20 protein-coding genes are annotated in these 16,562 nt (G+C 51.9%); 13 read left to right on the top strand and 7 right to left on the bottom strand.

Translation table 11 applies throughout. From position 1 onward, the window contains the following. Positions 1 to 6 precede the first annotated feature (6 nt). The 3 genes from trpB (at position 7) to AC2FC2_RS12785 (ending at position 2,537) form a co-directional block, all read left to right on the top strand. Complete coding sequence (trpB, locus tag AC2FC2_RS12775; protein ID WP_006321162.1) at positions 7 to 1,197, top strand: tryptophan synthase subunit beta; 1,191 nt, start codon at positions 7 to 9, stop codon at positions 1,195 to 1,197. Continuing rightward, positions 1,197 to 2,003: a tryptophan synthase subunit alpha gene (gene trpA, locus AC2FC2_RS12780; RefSeq protein ID WP_209633843.1), complete on the top strand. Its 807-nt coding sequence runs from the start codon at positions 1,197 to 1,199 to the stop codon at positions 2,001 to 2,003. The genes trpB and trpA overlap by 1 nt, the downstream gene beginning before the upstream one ends. Positions 2,004 to 2,222: 219 nt before the next feature. Beyond that, positions 2,223 to 2,537, top strand: coding sequence for a BON domain-containing protein (locus AC2FC2_RS12785; RefSeq protein WP_209633845.1), 315 nt, complete (start codon positions 2,223 to 2,225; stop codon positions 2,535 to 2,537). A gap of 47 nt (positions 2,538 to 2,584) precedes the next feature. On the opposite strand, the gene ompW is transcribed toward AC2FC2_RS12785, so the two are convergent. Further along, a complete protein-coding gene (gene ompW / locus AC2FC2_RS12790) occupies positions 2,585 to 3,229 on the bottom strand; it encodes an outer membrane protein OmpW (RefSeq protein ID WP_115185164.1) in 645 nt (214 codons plus the stop codon). A gap of 283 nt (positions 3,230 to 3,512) precedes the next feature. On the opposite strand from ompW, the gene AC2FC2_RS12795 reads away from it, so the two are divergent. Both AC2FC2_RS12795 and AC2FC2_RS12800 read left to right on the top strand, forming a co-directional pair. Further along, positions 3,513 to 3,953 (top strand): YkgJ family cysteine cluster protein, encoded by a 441-nt coding sequence (locus AC2FC2_RS12795; RefSeq protein ID WP_209633847.1) that lies wholly within the window; start codon positions 3,513 to 3,515, stop codon positions 3,951 to 3,953. 39 nt (positions 3,954 to 3,992) lie between these two features. Continuing rightward, the gene (locus tag AC2FC2_RS12800; protein ID WP_037415868.1) at positions 3,993 to 4,745 is read left to right on the top strand and encodes a YciC family protein; all 753 of its coding nucleotides are present in this window, start codon (positions 3,993 to 3,995) and stop codon (positions 4,743 to 4,745) included. A 46-nt stretch (positions 4,746 to 4,791) separates the two neighbouring features. On the opposite strand, the gene AC2FC2_RS12805 is transcribed toward AC2FC2_RS12800, so the two are convergent. Then, positions 4,792 to 6,495, bottom strand: a complete 1,704-nt coding sequence (locus AC2FC2_RS12805) for a SulP family inorganic anion transporter (protein ID WP_490659334.1) — start codon at positions 6,493 to 6,495, stop codon at positions 4,792 to 4,794. 234 nt (positions 6,496 to 6,729) lie between these two features. Between AC2FC2_RS12805 and AC2FC2_RS12810 the strand changes: the two genes are divergently transcribed. Together AC2FC2_RS12810 and yciA are read left to right on the top strand one after the other, a co-directional pair. Continuing rightward, positions 6,730 to 7,269 carry a septation protein A gene (locus AC2FC2_RS12810; RefSeq protein ID WP_037415874.1) on the top strand — a complete coding sequence of 180 codons (540 nt, stop codon included), beginning with the start codon at positions 6,730 to 6,732 and terminating at the stop codon, positions 7,267 to 7,269. Positions 7,270 to 7,344: 75 nt separating this feature from the next. Continuing rightward, positions 7,345 to 7,773, top strand: coding sequence for an acyl-CoA thioester hydrolase YciA (gene yciA / locus AC2FC2_RS12815; RefSeq protein ID WP_012145405.1), 429 nt, complete (start codon positions 7,345 to 7,347; stop codon positions 7,771 to 7,773). A 179-nt stretch (positions 7,774 to 7,952) separates the two neighbouring features. On the opposite strand, the gene tonB is transcribed toward yciA, so the two are convergent. Together tonB and AC2FC2_RS12825 are read right to left on the bottom strand one after the other, a co-directional pair. Further along, complete coding sequence (gene tonB, locus AC2FC2_RS12820; protein WP_209633854.1) at positions 7,953 to 8,699, bottom strand: TonB system transport protein TonB; 747 nt, start codon at positions 8,697 to 8,699, stop codon at positions 7,953 to 7,955. Positions 8,700 to 8,936: 237 nt separating this feature from the next. After that, the gene (locus tag AC2FC2_RS12825; RefSeq protein WP_209633856.1) at positions 8,937 to 9,590 is read right to left on the bottom strand and encodes an epoxyqueuosine reductase QueH; all 654 of its coding nucleotides are present in this window, start codon (positions 9,588 to 9,590) and stop codon (positions 8,937 to 8,939) included. 181 nt (positions 9,591 to 9,771) lie between these two features. On the opposite strand from AC2FC2_RS12825, the gene AC2FC2_RS12830 reads away from it, so the two are divergent. Both AC2FC2_RS12830 and AC2FC2_RS12835 read left to right on the top strand, forming a co-directional pair. Beyond that, entirely contained in the window at positions 9,772 to 10,068 is a 297-nt protein-coding gene (locus AC2FC2_RS12830) for a YciI family protein (RefSeq protein ID WP_209633858.1), read from the top strand. Positions 10,069 to 10,341: 273 nt separating this feature from the next. Further along, positions 10,342 to 10,605, top strand: coding sequence for a DUF1471 domain-containing protein (locus AC2FC2_RS12835; RefSeq protein WP_209633860.1), 264 nt, complete (start codon positions 10,342 to 10,344; stop codon positions 10,603 to 10,605). 80 nt (positions 10,606 to 10,685) lie between these two features. Here AC2FC2_RS12835 and AC2FC2_RS12840 read toward each other — a convergent pair whose 3' ends face one another. Then, positions 10,686 to 11,237, bottom strand: coding sequence for a TetR/AcrR family transcriptional regulator (locus AC2FC2_RS12840; protein ID WP_209633862.1), 552 nt, complete (start codon positions 11,235 to 11,237; stop codon positions 10,686 to 10,688). 124 nt (positions 11,238 to 11,361) lie between these two features. On the opposite strand from AC2FC2_RS12840, the gene AC2FC2_RS12845 reads away from it, so the two are divergent. Together AC2FC2_RS12845 and AC2FC2_RS12850 are read left to right on the top strand one after the other, a co-directional pair. Next, positions 11,362 to 12,834, top strand: a complete 1,473-nt coding sequence (locus tag AC2FC2_RS12845) for an MFS transporter (RefSeq protein ID WP_490659335.1) — start codon at positions 11,362 to 11,364, stop codon at positions 12,832 to 12,834. 196 nt (positions 12,835 to 13,030) lie between these two features. Continuing rightward, the gene (locus AC2FC2_RS12850; protein WP_209633867.1) at positions 13,031 to 13,522 is read left to right on the top strand and encodes a Dps family protein; all 492 of its coding nucleotides are present in this window, start codon (positions 13,031 to 13,033) and stop codon (positions 13,520 to 13,522) included. 47 nt (positions 13,523 to 13,569) lie between these two features. Here the strand turns inward: AC2FC2_RS12850 and AC2FC2_RS12855 are convergent, their stop codons facing one another. Then, positions 13,570 to 13,746, bottom strand: a complete 177-nt coding sequence (locus tag AC2FC2_RS12855) for a YciY family protein (protein WP_071593055.1) — start codon at positions 13,744 to 13,746, stop codon at positions 13,570 to 13,572. 252 nt (positions 13,747 to 13,998) lie between these two features. On the opposite strand from AC2FC2_RS12855, the gene cls reads away from it, so the two are divergent. Both cls and AC2FC2_RS12865 read left to right on the top strand, forming a co-directional pair. Continuing rightward, a complete protein-coding gene (gene cls / locus AC2FC2_RS12860; RefSeq protein WP_209633868.1) occupies positions 13,999 to 15,459 on the top strand; it encodes a cardiolipin synthase in 1,461 nt (486 codons plus the stop codon). A gap of 177 nt (positions 15,460 to 15,636) precedes the next feature. Next, a complete protein-coding gene (locus AC2FC2_RS12865; protein WP_004945300.1) occupies positions 15,637 to 15,960 on the top strand; it encodes an HI1450 family dsDNA-mimic protein in 324 nt (107 codons plus the stop codon). Positions 15,961 to 16,023: 63 nt separating this feature from the next. Here the strand turns inward: AC2FC2_RS12865 and AC2FC2_RS12870 are convergent. Beyond that, a partial coding sequence (locus AC2FC2_RS12870) for an oligopeptide/dipeptide ABC transporter ATP-binding protein (protein ID WP_490659336.1) occupies positions 16,024 to 16,562 on the bottom strand: 539 nt, incomplete at its 5' end.

Raw genomic sequence — 16,562 nt, forward strand, 5'->3', positions numbered from 1 at the left:
ACTATAATGACGCTGCTTAACCCCTACTTCGGCGAATTTGGTGGCCAATATGTGCCACAGATTCTGATGCCGGCCTTAAAACAACTTGAAGAAGCCTTTGTAAGCGCACAGCGCGATCCGGAATTTCAGGCTGAATTTATCGACTTGCTGAAAAACTACGCAGGCCGCCCTACGGCATTAACACTTTGCAAGAATCTCACCGCAGGAACTAAAACCAAGCTGTACTTGAAACGTGAAGATCTGCTGCACGGTGGCGCTCACAAAACCAACCAGGTGTTGGGTCAGGCACTGCTCGCGAAACGCATGGGCAAAACAGAGATCATTGCCGAGACCGGTGCAGGCCAACATGGCGTGGCCTCGGCATTGGCGTGTGCCCTGCTCGGCCTGAAGTGTCGCATCTATATGGGTGCCAAAGATATTGAACGTCAGTCACCCAACGTATTCCGCATGCGTTTGATGGGCGCAGAGGTAATCCCGGTTCACAGTGGATCTTCCACACTGAAAGACGCCTGTAATGAAGCGTTGCGCGACTGGTCTGGCAGTTACGAAACCGCCCACTATATGTTGGGTACCGCTGCAGGCCCACACCCGTACCCAACCATTGTACGTGAATTCCAGCGCATGATCGGCGAAGAAACCAAAGCACAGATGCTGGAACGCGAAGGCCGCCTGCCGGATGCCGTCTTGGCGTGTGTTGGTGGTGGTTCCAACGCTATCGGTATGTTTGCCGATTTTATCGATGATGCCAGCGTGGGTCTTATCGGCGTAGAGCCTGCCGGTCTGGGGATCGAAACCGGTCAACACGGTGCACCATTGAAACACGGTCATGTCGGTATCTATTTCGGCATGAAAGCGCCGATGATGCAGACCTCCGAAGGCCAGATTGAGGAGTCCTACTCCATTTCTGCCGGGTTGGACTTCCCTTCAGTCGGGCCACAGCACGCTTATTTGAACAGTATTGGTCGTGCGGAGTACGTGTCGATTACCGATGACGAAGCCCTGGATGCATTCAAAGCGCTTTCGCGCAGTGAAGGTATCATTCCGGCTCTGGAGTCTTCCCACGCGTTGGCGCATGCACTGAAAATGATCCGTGAAACGCCGCAAAAAGAACAGATACTGGTGGTTAACCTGTCCGGACGTGGCGACAAAGACATATTTACCGTTCACGACATTCTGAAAGCTCGGGGAGAAATCTGATGGAACGTTACCAGCAACTGTTCGACCGCCTTGCAAGTCATAAGGAAGGCGCTTTCGTCCCGTTCGTGACGCTCGGTGATCCAAACCCGGCGCTGTCATTACAGATCATTGATACTCTGGTTGAGGCCGGTGCAGACGCGTTAGAGCTGGGTATTCCGTTTTCGGACCCGCTGGCTGACGGCCCAACCATTCAAAGTGCAGCACTTCGCGCTTTTGCTTCTGGCGTGACGCCAACCCAATGTTTTGAAATGTTGGCCGCTATTCGTCAGAAACACCCAACGATCCCTATTGGTCTGTTGATGTACGCCAATCTGGTCTTCCATAAAGGTATCGATACGTTTTACCAGCGCTGTGCCGAGGTAGGCGTTGATTCGGTGCTGATTGCCGATGTGCCTTATGAAGAGTCAGCCCCTTTCCGCGCTGCGGCCACCCGCCATGGCATTGCGCCTATCTTTATCTGTCCGCCAAATGCAGACGACGACTTGCTGCGTGAAATTGCCTCACACGGTAGAGGTTACACCTACCTGCTGTCGCGTGCAGGCGTCACCGGAACCGAAAGCCGCGCACAGTTGCCACTTCATCACCTGGTAAACAAGCTGCGCGAGTATCATGCCGCGCCGCCCCTGCAGGGCTTCGGTATTTCTGAACCGACGCAGGTACGCGATGCGCTGCAAGCCGGGGCTGCTGGCGCAATTTCCGGCTCGGCAATCGTTAAGATTATCGAACAGCACCAGGACCAACCGGCAGAAATGCTGAAACGACTGGCAACCTTTGTCAGTGAAATGAAAGCAGCAACACGGGCTTAATCCCATTAACAACGGGTGCAGTGGATCGCGCCCGTTGTTAACATCTTGTTTCCTATCAAACTTGTGCTTTTTTTTTACACCAACAATTTGTACAAACCCAATTCTTGTCTCACACTTAACCTTGCGCGTCGGGCATTTCAGTATTTTTAGGAGTGCGTTACGTTTTCAGGTGAAAACCCGAATGTAGTTTCAACAATAACATTGCATGGAGAGTAATTTATGAAGCTATTTAAAACCCTTTCAGCCTTATGCATGGCAGCCGTTGTGGCATTCGCAGTGAGTGCCTGCGCGCCAACAGCGAAATCTGAAGGGACTGGCGGTTATATTGACGATACGGTAGTGACTACCAAGGTGAAGTCAGCACTGCTGGCGGATAAAACCATCAAGTCTACCGAAATCAGCGTTGAGACCTTTAAAGGTCGTGTACAACTGAGTGGCTTTGTTAGCTCAAGCGCCGATGCCAACCGCGCTGTGCAGGTCACGCGTGGTGTTGCGGGTGTGAAATCCGTTGATAACGTTATGCAAATCAAGTAGCGATAAAAAAACGGAGGCGCAACATGCGCCTCCCTGTTTCACACCTGTCAGAAGCGATAACCTGCCCCGAACATAAACACCCACGGATCCAAACGCGTATCAATGCTGTGGTGATTACCGTCCGCATCGTCAAAGCGGGTTTTGGTCTCGATGTTCATCCACCACACTGACATGTTCAGCATCCAGTGTTCATCCAGGTTGTAATCCAGGCCCGCTTGCGCAGCCACGCCCCAAGAATCTTTGAGACTCAGGTTGCTCAGCCCAGCACCTTTACCGTTGTCATTGAATTTTTCATCAAAGAAAGTGGTGTAGTTAACACCCAGTCCAAGATAGGGACGCAGTTTGTCTTGCTTGTCGCCAAAATAGTACTGTGCCATCAAGCTCGGGGGGAGATCACGTACCGTCGCGATATCACCGTTCACTGCCGAACCATTCAGCCCGACCTTGTGACGAAACGGCGTTGCTGCCAACAATTCGACACCAATATTGTCGGTAACCATATAGCCGAAGGTCAGGCCAAGTTGGGTGTTGTTATCGGCGCTGAATGAGCCCTGCCCCAATACGTCGTCCGATCCGGCATTTGGCCGCACCGTTGCAGCGCCAGCGCGGAAAAGAAAATCACCTGCCTGATGTGCACTTGCCAACATCGGCGCCATCATCGCCGCCAATACCACCAGAGTTGTCTTTTTCATTATCCATTCCATTTGTGTGGTTATCATCCAGGGGGAATATACCTACTTACGGGTATTTATGATCCCATCGAGATCACATCTTATGTGTAAAAGTTTTAATTCCTACTAAAAACAAGGTTACCTAAAGGACTAATAAATCAAGGATTGATCTGAATCAAAAAACGCCTTTTGTTGCAAATTATCCACATGTTTAAATTTCAGTTGCTAAAAAAAACGCCGCTGCGTAATTTCATCTTCCGTGTTGGTTTTGGTTGGTGCCGTAAGGAGTCGGCGAGCAATCAAGATGAGCGAAATTCTAAATCCCTGTGTCAGTTGCGGCGCGTGCTGCGGCTATTTTCGAGTATCATTCTATTGGGCCGAAGCGGAAGATGGCGGCGGCGTGGTTCCTATATCCCTTACTGAGCCATTAACCCCCTTCTTGCGCTGTATGCAGGGGACCAACAGCAAGTCCCCACGTTGTACCGCACTCGACGGCGAAATCGGCAAAGCCGTTTCTTGCTCGATTTACCTTAATCGTCCCACCCCCTGTCGCGAATTCGACCAATCAGGCGAAAACGGCCTACGTAACGAAGCGTGCGATCGCGCCCGTGAACGTTATGGCCTGCCGCCATTGCCCGTTCCCCTGCCGCTGTCTTTGCCGAGCGTCACGATCGACGAAGAAATAGCCGTAGTGCAATTCGCGGGGTGCCACAGCGACGTGGAACAGGGTACAATCGCCCACTGATTTTGATTTATCTCTGTTTCTCGATGCCAAGGAGTCTGCATGCCTATCACGGCCAACACGTTGTACCGTGACAGTTTCAATTTTTTCCGTAACCAACTGACCAGCATCTTGATGCTGGCGCTGTTGACTGCGTTCATTTCTGTATTGCTCAATCAGGCTTTCAGTCCTGACGTTGAACAGCTGAAAATTCTGAGCGCAACGGAAGGTGACTTTGCTGCATCTGCCGGTATGGGGATCCAGGAAATCATTCAACAAATGACGCCAGAGCAACAAATGGTGTTATTGAAGGTCTCAGCCGCCGCCACGTTTTCTGCATTAGTGGGTAATGTGTTGCTGGTAGGTGGGATGTTGACGCTGATTCGCCTGGTTTCCCAGGGGCAGCGTATCAGCGCATTGCGCGCTATTGGTGCTTCTGCACCGGAGCTACCGCGTCTGCTGCTGCTGCTGTTTATCTGTACGTTGTTGACTCAACTGGGCCTGACGCTATTTGTCGTGCCTGGCGTGATCATGGCAATCGCCTTCTCGTTAGCGCCGGTCATTACCGCTACCGAGAAGAAAGGCGTCTTTGCCTCGATTAAGCTGAGTTGCAAGTTGGCATTTGCCAATGCGCGCGTAATTGTTCCAGCCATGATGCTCTGGCTGGCGGCAAAACTGCTGGTGCTGTTTTTGGTGAGCCACCTTTCTGTGCTGACGCCAAACGTCGCGAGCGTGGTACTGACTGCGCTGAGCAACCTGGTTTCCGCACTGCTGCTGATTTACCTGTTCCGTCTGTATATGCTGCTGCGCAGCTAACCTTTCGGCAGGACCTAAAAGGCACGCTTCGGCGTGCCTTTTTTGCTTACTGGGCCGTAGAAGGCTCTGCCTGCTCCTTGCTCTGAATCAACTTCAGGGCCAGGTACAAATCCGGCACCAGGATTAATTCCCGATCGCGCCCCAGGCGATTGATACGGAACCAACGTGTCAATTCGGTTCGCCGCCCCGCCAGCACCAACTTAACGTTACGCTGTAATAAATCGCGTTTCAATTCGTCGATCGCGGCCAATACACTGATATCCGCATGGGTAAAACTGGCGACAGCATCCACAACGACCCAACGCGGCTGAAACGGCGTGCTGTCCACCAGGTTAAGGATCCGCCGTTTGAAATAGGCCACGTTGAAGTAAGTCAGCGGCGAATTGAAGCGGTACATCATCACCCCGGGCACCGCCTTTATACCGTTATTGTTGCCCATTGAGTGGATCATACCTTCATCATTAACACCCAGGAGCTGTTCGGTCGGGCGGAAGACCGTGCGCAGAAACTGCATCAAACCCAGTAATACCGCCAACCCAATGCCACTTATCACCCCGACCAGCAGTACGCAGAGGAAGGTAAACATCGCCAACCTGAATGCCTGGGCGTTACGGCGACGCATGACCCAGATACCGCGGATATCCAGCAGAGACCAAGCAGCATACATCAGCACCACACCCAAACCCGCCACAGGAATAAACTGCAACGGCGCCATCAGAAACAGCAACACGAAGGCAATCACAGCGGCAGCAATGATTGATACCAACTGACTTTTACCACCGTTAGCATCATTGACCGCAGTACGCGAATCCGCCCCGCTGATGGCGAACCCTTGAGACAGCGCAGAAACAATATTCACCAACCCGAGCGCACGGAACTCCGCGTCGGCGTTAACCTCGTAACCGTTCTTGGCTGCAAAACTACGGGCGGTCAGCATCATACTGACAAAGCTCACCACCGCGAGGTTAAGCGCCGGAATGACCATGTCACGCAGTAAACCCGGTTGGAAATCTGGCCACTGTACGATAGGCAACACATCACTGAATCCCCCTACCGTCACCACACCATGTTGTTGCAATCCACCAGCCCAGGTCGCAAAGGTGACCAGAACGATAGCGAATAACGGCGCTGGCCAGTTAGGACGCCATTTTTTGAACCCGATCAGCGTAACTAACGTCAACAACGATACCGACATCGTCAGCCAATCGCTGTGCATCAGATTGCCCGGCAGCGCATAGATACGTTCAATCAATTGCGCCGAGTGCACACCAAAACCGAACACTTTGCCGATTTGATCGACCATGATGGTAATCGCCACGCCGTTCAACAACCCACTCAGTATCGGCCGTGAGAGCAAATCGGCTAACGCACCCAACTTGAAGCGGCTGGCCAATAGGCACCAGGCGCCCATCATCGCCGTCATCATAATGGTCAATTGCCAGTGTCGCTCCATGTTGCCAGCCGCCAACGGGGTCACAACAGCGGCAATCACCGCACACGTCGCAGCGTCTGGCCCGACAATAAGCTGACGTGAAGATCCGAAAAATGCGTAGGCAACCATCGGTAAAATACATGAGTAAAGCCCGACGACTGGGCTAACACCTGCCAATTCGGCATAGGCAATCGCCACCGGCAAGGCCACAGCCGCAACGGATAGTCCGGCGCGTATGTCCGGTTTAAGCCAACTGCGTTGATACCCTAATAAATGCGTCAAACCAGGCGTTAGCGCCTGGAGAGATTTCCACTGCATAAACTGTTTTCCGTTATAAATTATCCGGCTATTATTACGCGTATCATGCGATGCCAATGCCGCATTGGCAATCTGCCCACCGTGAACTCGCGACCTCAATCGTAAGTTTATGCAAATTCCTGCTTTCACGGCGGAAATCCCGTGGCTAAACGCCGATAATCAGCACTTTCCAGCGGTACACAGAGACCGCCAAATCCGGTATAGTCGGCCGATGAACAGATGATGGATTGATTTATGAAGCAGTTTCTTGATTTCCTCCCGTTAATTGTCTTTTTTGCATTTTATAAGCTCTACGATATCTACGTTGCGTCAGGTGCGCTGATTGTCGCCACGGCACTGGCGTTAGTGTTCACCTGGTTCAAATACCGCAAAATCGAGAAGATGACACTGATCACCTTCCTGATGGTATTGGTGTTTGGTACCCTGACGTTGGTGTTCCATAACGATTTGTTTATCAAATGGAAAGTAACCATCATCTACAGCCTGTTCGCGCTGGCGTTGCTGATCAGCCAGCTGGTGCTCAAAAAGCCGCTGGTGCAACGTATGCTGGGTAAAGAGATAACACTTCCCGATAGAGTCTGGAACAACCTCAACCTGGCATGGGCCGTATTCTTCCTGGCTTGCGGTCTGGCAAATATTTACGTTGCTTTCTGGCTGCCTCAGAGTGTGTGGGTTAACTTTAAAGTGTTCGGGTTGACCGCACTGACGCTGATATTTACCCTCCTCAGCGGCGTTTATATTTACCGACACATGCCAGAAGAACAGAAAAAATAGTTACAAAATTGTTAATGCCCGTGACCTTGGCTACGGGCAGTATAGTGAAATCCCTTCCTTGATAAGCAGACAGCTATGACTCAACAACGACCTTTACCCAGTGGCGAAATGGTGCTGCGAACGCTGGCGATGCCGGCAGATACCAACGCCAACGGTGACATTTTTGGCGGCTGGCTGATGTCGCAGATGGACATCGGCGGCGCTATTCAGGCGAAAGAAATTGCCGAAGGCCGCGTCGTCACCGTGCGTGTCGATGGGATGACTTTTCTGAAACCGGTCGCAGTCGGTGACGTGGTGTGTTGCTACGCGCACTGCATTCGCACTGGGCGGAGCTCCATCACCATCAATATCGAAGTGTGGGTCAAGAAAGTGTCCTCTGCCCCAATCGGTCAGCGCTACCGTGCAACCGAAGCGGTATTTACCTATGTGGCCGTGGATGACGAAGGTAATTCACGTGCCCTGCCAGATGGCAAGATGAACTTCCGCGTAGGATTTGAAGAATAAGCTGAGATACAGTGGCTAGCCCTGATTTTGGTTAACACTTTCCAGCCTTATAACGCCCGATGAACTTCATCGGGCGTTTTGCATTGTAGCGACAGTACAGTCGCCGTGTGTTGTCGGTCAGGGGCCAACAAAAAGGGCCGCAGTAGCGCCCCTTCATCTTGATTAACAATACCAGCCTGTCAGTTCAATTCCGTGGTGCCATTAATTTTAAAGCGAATGTTTACGGTACGATCTTTCGCTTCTTTGGCTTCATAACGCCACTTACGCAGCGCCTGTTTTACTTCACGCTCAAACATATTACGTGGTTCCGCAGACAGGATACGTACGTTGCTCACACGGCCATCACTGTCGATATCAAACTGCACCCGCACATTACCTTCAATCTGCAAGGCTCTGGCTCGTGGCGGATAAATCGGATCGGCGCGGCTGATCGGCCTTGGCCCTACATCACGTGAGTTCCCCTGCACTGGTGCCGACGGGGCCTGCTTCACCGGCGCTTTGTCGATAGGCTTGGCTGGCTCGTTATTTTCAAACGGCGATGGCTCACGCGGCTCGGTTTTCTGCGGTTCACGCTTAACCGTTTTCTCTACCTTTGGCTTCGGTTTTGGCTTCGGTTTGGGTTTCACCGGCTCAGGCTTCAGGATCGCCTTCGGTGGCGGCTCTGGAATAGGCTCCGGTTCCGGCTCGGGTTCAGGCTCAACCTGCGGTTCTGGCTCAGGTTCGGCTGGCGCAGGCGGTGGCGGCTCCGCCATCGCGGCGGTATTGACCATCATGACGCTGATTGGCGCCTCTTCAGGTTTCGGTAACTCCATCACTTCCTTGACGGAAGCATAAAGTAAACCCGCCACCAGGGCGCTATGTAAGCCAACTGACAGGACAATCGGCACGGACAAACGGCGATTAAGGAACATCTTTTTTAGCGGCATAATGATTCTGTTTCCTCTGGTTCGCCAAGTTTAAATGCAAATAGCAATCATATTCAATAACGAATGGCAAACTATCGCTCTAATCGTCATTAATCATCGCTAAAACCTGCAAACTCATGGGGATATTAACCTTTCATTTGCCTTTTAACTGAGGGTTTTACACGCTTTATTAACCTGATTTACGGTGATTAAAACGAAAAAACCCGCCTTAGCGGGTTATCTTTCACCAATGTAGCGCTATTCTTCATCACCGTAATACAGCACACCCAACTTGATCAGCGGTCTTCCCTGCGCTTTACGGTGCAAGTTGGTATCGCGTAATGAATAGACACAGCCGCAGTACTCTTGCTGATAAAAACGCTCGCGCTTGCTGATGTCGATCATCCGCGACGCACCGCCTTTTTTACGCCAGTTGTAATCCCAATACGCCAGGTCTGGGTACTTTTCCGCCGCGCGTATGCCACAGTCGGTGATTTGCTGCATGTTCTTCCAGCGAGAGATTCCCAGCGAACTGGAAATAGTGTCGTACCCGTTTTCATGTGCATAGAGTGCAGTGCGTTCAAAACGCATGTCGAAACACATGGTGCAACGGATCCCGCGTTCCGGTTCGTGCTCCATGCCTTTTGCACGGGCAAACCAGTTATCGGTGTCGTAATCGGCATCGATGATAGGCACACCATGTTGCTCGGCAAAACGGATGTTCTCATCCTTGCGCAGCAGGTATTCCTTCTGAGGATGAATATTCGGGTTGTAGAAGAAAATGGCGTAGTCGATGCCGGAGGCCTGTATGGCTTCCATCACCTCTCCGGAACAAGGCGCACAGCAAGAATGCAACAGCAACTTGCTTTTGCCCTCAGGCAAGTCGAGTTTATCTCTAACCAGTTCCGTCATTTCCTCACCTCTCAACCCTTGTCCTAGTAAATCGTGCGGCCGCACTATACGAATAAAAGCGAGTTGCTTCAAGGTATAAGCGCCAGCCATAGGCAAATTCCAGCGGGCTGGCATTCCCTTGTCTCCCCTTTTGCGCTACTTTAAATTCACCGTTCTATAGCAATGATTTTAAAGGTGAAACATGCTTTATCTGATCTACGCGCAAGACGTACCCAACTCATTAGAAAATCGCTTGTCGGTACGCCCGGCACACCTGGCTCGCCTGCAGGCACTGCGTGATGAAGGCCGATTGGTGATTGCCGGCCCCAATCCGGCGATCGACAGCAACGATCCTGGCAGTGCCGGTTTCAGCGGTTCCACCGTGATTGCGGAATTCGCCTCATTGGCAGATGCACAAGCGTGGGCTAAGCAAGATCCCTACGTCGCCGCGGGCGTATATGCTGACGTAACGGTAAAACCCTTTAAGCAAGTATTCTAGTGTAGTCGCACTGAGCGGGTTAGGCATTATCACCTTCCCGCTGTATTGCGGACAAAAAAAAGCCAGCACGGAGTGGCTGGCTAAAGGGTTCTTCGAGGGAATATCTTGTTCGCTAACGTTACTCTCTTCACCACGCGGTTCGCCATCTATCGATGTGATAGGCAAATCCACCTCTTTTTTGGGCCGAATGGAATATTCCTCGTGTTGTCCTACACTTGAGCCGTAGTCAGAGCAAAATTTATCGATTCTTTCTACCTTCCAAAAGGAACAGTGATGAAAGCAACTAAATATCTCTTGGCAGCACTGGCATTCGCCTCTTTCTCTTCCATGGCAGCTATCGAAATCACCAAAGAAGAAGCGGCGAAACACACTGAAATTGGACCGGTTACCATCTCACAAGACGGTGACGACACTGTGGGTATCGACCACGCAAGATTGTCTAAAGCGGTTGATGAAAAAGGCGGCAAGTACTACGTCATTATTGGCCGTGAAGGGAAAACCACCTTCGAAACCATCAATGCCGTAGCCTACAAATAATACCGGTATAGCTGAACATCATATTATTAACGCGGTGGGCAAGTCATACCGCGTTAATCGTTAACTCCCCCAAACCCCAACTATTTTTTATCCTGTTGTAATACCACTGACTGCATATCCGCAAACATGCTTTCCCATTCTGACTGGTCAATGTCCATCAGACCAAAGAATCTCAACATAAATGCCCCTTCTGTTGCCAGGAAAGCCAACCGGGCACGCTTACCCTCTTCGGTCGTTAAATCCAGACCGATAATCCTGCTGCGATACCATTCACGGGTGCTGTCTAAATGTTCCGGCGTTTGGATCAAGGTCGCCATCAGCCCTGCCGCCTTCGCGCTGGAAGCTTGATCAGAGCTCCGGGTTGCCTGCATATGCGCTTGAACAGTGGTTGTCGCTGAGGGATTTTCCCCGGCAATAGCATCGAATACGTTGTCATACGCCTTGCCCCAGCGATCAAACATTGCGTCGATCAACGCATCTTTGCTGCCAAAGCAGTATTGCACCCCGCCCTTGGAAATTCCCATTGCTTTAGCAACGGAATCAATGGTCAGCCCGGCTGCGCCTTGAGTAGCGACAATCGCTTCAGCCACATCCAAAACCTTGTCACGATCGATGCTGCGTTGACGTCCCATTGATAAACCCTCTTTTCAATACATACGTATGGATATATATTACGACCAGTATACCACCCAGAGCCTCCGGGTAGTTACCTAATGGCAACGCATCCGCGTCGCCCGCTTCTTTTGGAATAATATTATGCACGTTAACAACCGCTGGTTGATCCTGGCAATGATCTCCAGCGCGCTATTTTTGATCATCATCGACATGACGGTGTTATACACCGCCTTGCCACGGCTCACGCAGGCACTGGATGCCAGCGCGTCACAGAAATTGTGGATCGTAAATGCCTATCCGCTCGTGGTCGCCGGTTTATTGCCCGGCGCAGGTATGTTGAGCGATCGCGTTGGTCATAAACGGCTGTTTATTGCGGGGTTGCCTGTTTTTGCCATCGCCTCCCTATGTGCGGCCTTTTCTCCATCGGCCGAATGGCTTATTGCCGCCCGCGTGTTCCTGGCGGTAGGCGCAGCGATGATGATGCCAGCGACGCTGTCCATCGTCCGACATGTTTTTACCGACGAACGTGAACGCGCCTTGGCGATAGGTATTTGGGCCGCCGTCGCTTCCGGTGGTGCCGCCATCGGCCCAGTGGTTGGCGGCGTGTTGCTGGAGTATTTCTGGTGGGGCTCGGTGTTTTTGATCAACGTACCTGTCGTTATGCTGGTTCTGCCTCTGGCATGGCGGTTGATACCCCATTGCGGCGGTGAAACTGAGCGTCCCTACGATATTCTTGGGTCGGTACAGATCATGGCGGGCTTGGTGGGCTGTATCTATGCGCTGAAAGAGTTGAGCAAAGCGTCGCCATCCTTTACTGCATTGGCGCTTGCCGCCGCGATCGGTATTACGGCACTGTGGTTGTTTGTTCGCCGCCAGCGACGGTTGCCCTACCCGATGATCGACTTCTCTTTGTTCAAGAACCGGCTGTTTGCTGGTGGTGTAGGCGTCGCGTTGGTGTCTATGGTAGCGCTAGTGGGCGTGGAATTGGTGCTAACCCAACGCCTACAGTTAGTGCTTGATTTGAGCCCATTACAGGCCGCGCTGTTTATTCTGCCGATCCCACTGGCATCCGCTTTGGCTGGCCCGCTGGCCGGTTTATTGCTACCGCACTACGGTGAGCGCAGCATGATACTTGGCGGATTACTCCTGACGGGATTCGGTATCGCCGGTCTGGCCCTGCTTTATCAAAGCAACCTGATGCTGCAGTTGGTTTGCCTGTTTATCGCCGGCTTTGGTATCGGCGGCGCCATCACTGCCGCATCAACCGCCATCATGCTGAATGCCCCGGAAGAGAAGTCCGGTATGGCGGCATCAATCGAGGACGTCTCCTACGAGCTGGGCGGCGTTCTGGGCATTACGCTGCTCGGTGGATTAATGTCGGCTGTTTATAGCCATAGCCTGGTGCTGCCGGATAATTTATCGGTGGGCAGCATCGCCTACGACAGTATTGATGAAGCCCTAAGATTGGCGGCCAATCTGGCTACCGAACAAGCAGCACAGCTTAAATACCTTGCGCGTCTGGCTTTCGACCGTGCATTCATCGTCGTTTTGTTTGCGGCGGCGTTGCTGATGGCGTTGGGCGCTGGCGTGGCAAAAATGGCCTTGCGCAAGTAATGGCACGAAGCCGCTTTTGTTGTTAACGCATTCTGCTTAAACTGATTTGGCAATTTGCTTTACGGATTTACCGGTATTGGTTTCAGCGATGGCAGTGATGCCTTTGAACGTCTTTAACCACAAGGTAAATCCGGTTACTGTGTTTGTTATGGGTATTGTGTGAATCATCGAAACAAATAATCAGGAGAAGATTATTATGGCAACGACGAAGAAAGCAGCGAAAAACCATATCGGCCTGGACAGTAAACAATCGGCAAAGCTATCAGACGCGTTAAATGCGCTTCTGGCGAATTATCAGGTGCTGTATATGAATGTGCGCGGCTATCACTGGAATATTTCAGGCCCGCACTTTTTTGAACTGCACGTCAAATTTGAAGAAACCTATAACGATCTGCTGACCAAAGTTGATGAGCTGGCAGAGCGTATTCTTACCCTGGGTTCACAACCGCGACATGCCTTCAGCGATTATCTGAAAACGTCCGACATCAAGGAAGACACTAACGTCACTGATGATAAAGGCACGCTCACAGGGTTGCTGCACGGTTATTCAGTGTTATTGCAACAGCAACGCGAGCTGCTGACACTGGCCGCGGATGCCGGTGATGAAGGTACAGCCTCACTGATGAGCGACTACATCAAAGAGCAAGAAAAGCAGGTTTGGATGCTTAACGCTTATTTGGGTAAATAAGCCCTACCGCACGAAACAAAACAGTCCCCTCAGGGACTGTTTTCGTTTTACCACTCGTACGCCACCACAAACAGTAATGAACGCCGGTGCTGGTCATCCAGGCGGCGTCGCACCCGAATAATATGCCGATTACTGCATGACTGGCGCTCCAACCAGCGATGCCTGCGGCGCTGACTCTGTCGCAACATCCGCCAGCGCCCCACCTCGTTTCTACTGCGTCTCATCGTTTCGCTACTCGTCCGTCAAATGCCAACGGCGGGCATTATAGCCCTTTCACCGCACGATCCAAGCCACAGTTCGCCGCTTTTCATCTCCGCTGAGTGGCAGGACAGCCGGGACAAAATGTTTTTTTATTTGCAGCAAGTCCCTTAAGGTAATCATATTTTTGCAACATAAGCGCCGAGAAAAGGTTTCACCTTTACCATTCTGTGCGTACACTCATCATTGGTGGTTTGCGAACGGGATTTTTCGCCTTTATGACAACATTTTATACCGTAATCAGTTGGCTCATGGTATTTGGTTACTGGCTGCTTATCGCCGGGGTGACGCTGCGTATCTTGATGAAACGCCGGGCAGTGCCATCCGCGATGGCTTGGCTGCTGGTTATCTATATTCTGCCGCTGTTTGGTATCGTGGCTTATTTATCTTTTGGTGAGTTGCATCTGGGCAAACGTCGCGCGGAGCGCGCCAAGGCGATGTGGCCTTCTACCGCACGCTGGCTCAGTGAATTAAAAGAAAGCCAACGTATCTTCGCCACCGACTACAGCGAGGTCGCCCGGCCTCTGTTCCAACTGTGCGATCGCCGCCAAGGCATTGACGGCGTTAAAGGCAACCAACTCCAATTACTCACCACCACTGATTCAACGCTAAAAGCGTTAATCCGTGATATTGAACTGGCGCGCCATAATATCGAGATGGTGTTCTATATTTGGCAGCCCGGCGGCTTGGTTGACCAGGTGGCCGAATCACTGATGGCTGCTGCACGCCGTGGTGTACACTGCCGTCTGATGCTGGATTCTGCCGGCAGCTTGCAATTTTTCCGCAGTCCCTATCCTGGCATGATGCGCAACGCCGGTATCGAAGTGGTCGAAGCGCTCAAAGTTAACGTGTTCCGTGTATTCCTTCGTCGAATGGATTTACGTCAACACCGTAAAGTGGTGCTGATCGACAACTATATTGCTTATACCGGCAGTATGAATATGGTTGACCCACGTTACTTCAAACAGGACGCCGGTGTCGGTCAGTGGATCGATCTGATGGCCCGTATGGAAGGCCCGGTAGCCAGTACCATGGGCATCGTTTACGCCTGTGACTGGGAAATTGAAACCGGTAAGCGCATTCTGCCGCCGCCGCCCGACGTCAATATTATGCCGTTCGAACAGGAAAGCGGTCATACCATTCAGGTTATCGCCTCCGGCCCCGGCTTCCCGGAAGAAATGATCCACCAAGCCCTGCTAACCGCGGTTTACTCAGCACGTGAGCAGTTGATCATGACCACCCCCTATTTCGTACCCAGTGACGACCTGCTGCATGCCATCTGCACGGCCGCACTCCGTGGTGTTGAGGTCAGTATCATTGTTCCACGTGATAACGACTCCACCATGGTGCGCTGGGCAAGTCGCTCTTTCTTCTCCGAGCTGCTGGAAGCAGGCGTGCGTATTTATCAGTTTGAAGGTGGCTTGCTGCATACCAAAAGCGTACTGGTCGATGGCCAACTTAGCCTGGTTGGCACGGTGAACCTGGACATGCGCAGTCTGTGGTTAAACTTTGAAATCACATTGGTGATCGACGACGACGGTTTCGGCAGTGATTTAGCCTGTGTGCAAGATGACTATATTGCTCGCTCACAGTTATTGAACGCCAAAGAATGGCAGAAACGGCCGTTCTGGCACCGCATTGTTGAACGCCTATTTTACTTTTTCAGCCCGCTGCTATAAATGCCGTAGCGGGTATCTTTTATACTCGTCGCCTTTCAAGCTGCAGTGTTGTTAACTCACTCACTCTTCCCAGTGACTGACGAAAGTCAGCGGCTGGGGATGAATGAGCGGGTTGTCTAGCTGCAACTTGAAATTCATAGGGTATAATGAGAAATCATTTGTTATCAGGATTTGATTATGGATTTGAATAACCGCCTTACTGAAGACGAAACGCTGGAACAGGCTTACGACATCTTTTTGGAGTTGGCCGGCGACAATCTGGATCCGGCGGATATTCTGCTGTTCAACTTACAGTTTGAGGAGCGCGGTGGCGCAGAACTGTATGACCCGGCAGAAGACTGGTCAGAACATGTAGACTTTGATCTGAACCCGGACTTCTTTGCCGAGGTCGTGATTGGCCTGGCGGACAGCGACGGCGAACCTATCAACGACGTCTTTGCCCGCGTGCTGCTCTGCCGCGAAAAAGACCACAAGCTTTGCCACATTCTGTGGAAAGAGTGAGTCACACGTCAGCATAAAAAACCCGCCAATATTGGCGGGTTTTTTGTTGCCGGACGTCGGGCGTTATAGCGGGTCGACCTTGAGGCAGGACACCGCATGGCGGAAACTGCCTTCCAGCAACGGGCGCGTCTTGGCGCATTCCGGCCCGGCGATGGGGCAACGGGTTCGGAAAACGCAGCCTGATGGCGGGTTAATCGGCGAAGGCAGCTCCCCTTCCAACAACTGGATCTGCTTGTCCTTCTCCTTGTCCGGATCTGGAATCGGCACCGCCGACATCAACGCTTTGGTGTAAGGGTGCTGCGGGTTATGGTACACCTCATCATAGGTGCCCAGTTCCACCGCATGGCCCAGGTACATGACCAACACGCGATCAGAAATATGTTTTACGACCGCCAAGTCATGCGCGATAAAGATCAGCGACAGGCCCATTTCACGCTGCAGTTGCTGCAACAAGTTGACCACCTGCGCCTGAATCGACACGTCCAGCGCCGAGACCGGTTCGTCGCAGATCACCAGCTTAGGTTCGAGAATCAAGGCGCGTGCAATACCGATACGCTGACACTGGCCGCCAGAGAACTCATGCGGATAACGGTTGATCAGGT

Source organism: Serratia sp. CoH_122_TC_1 (assembly GCF_058191755.1).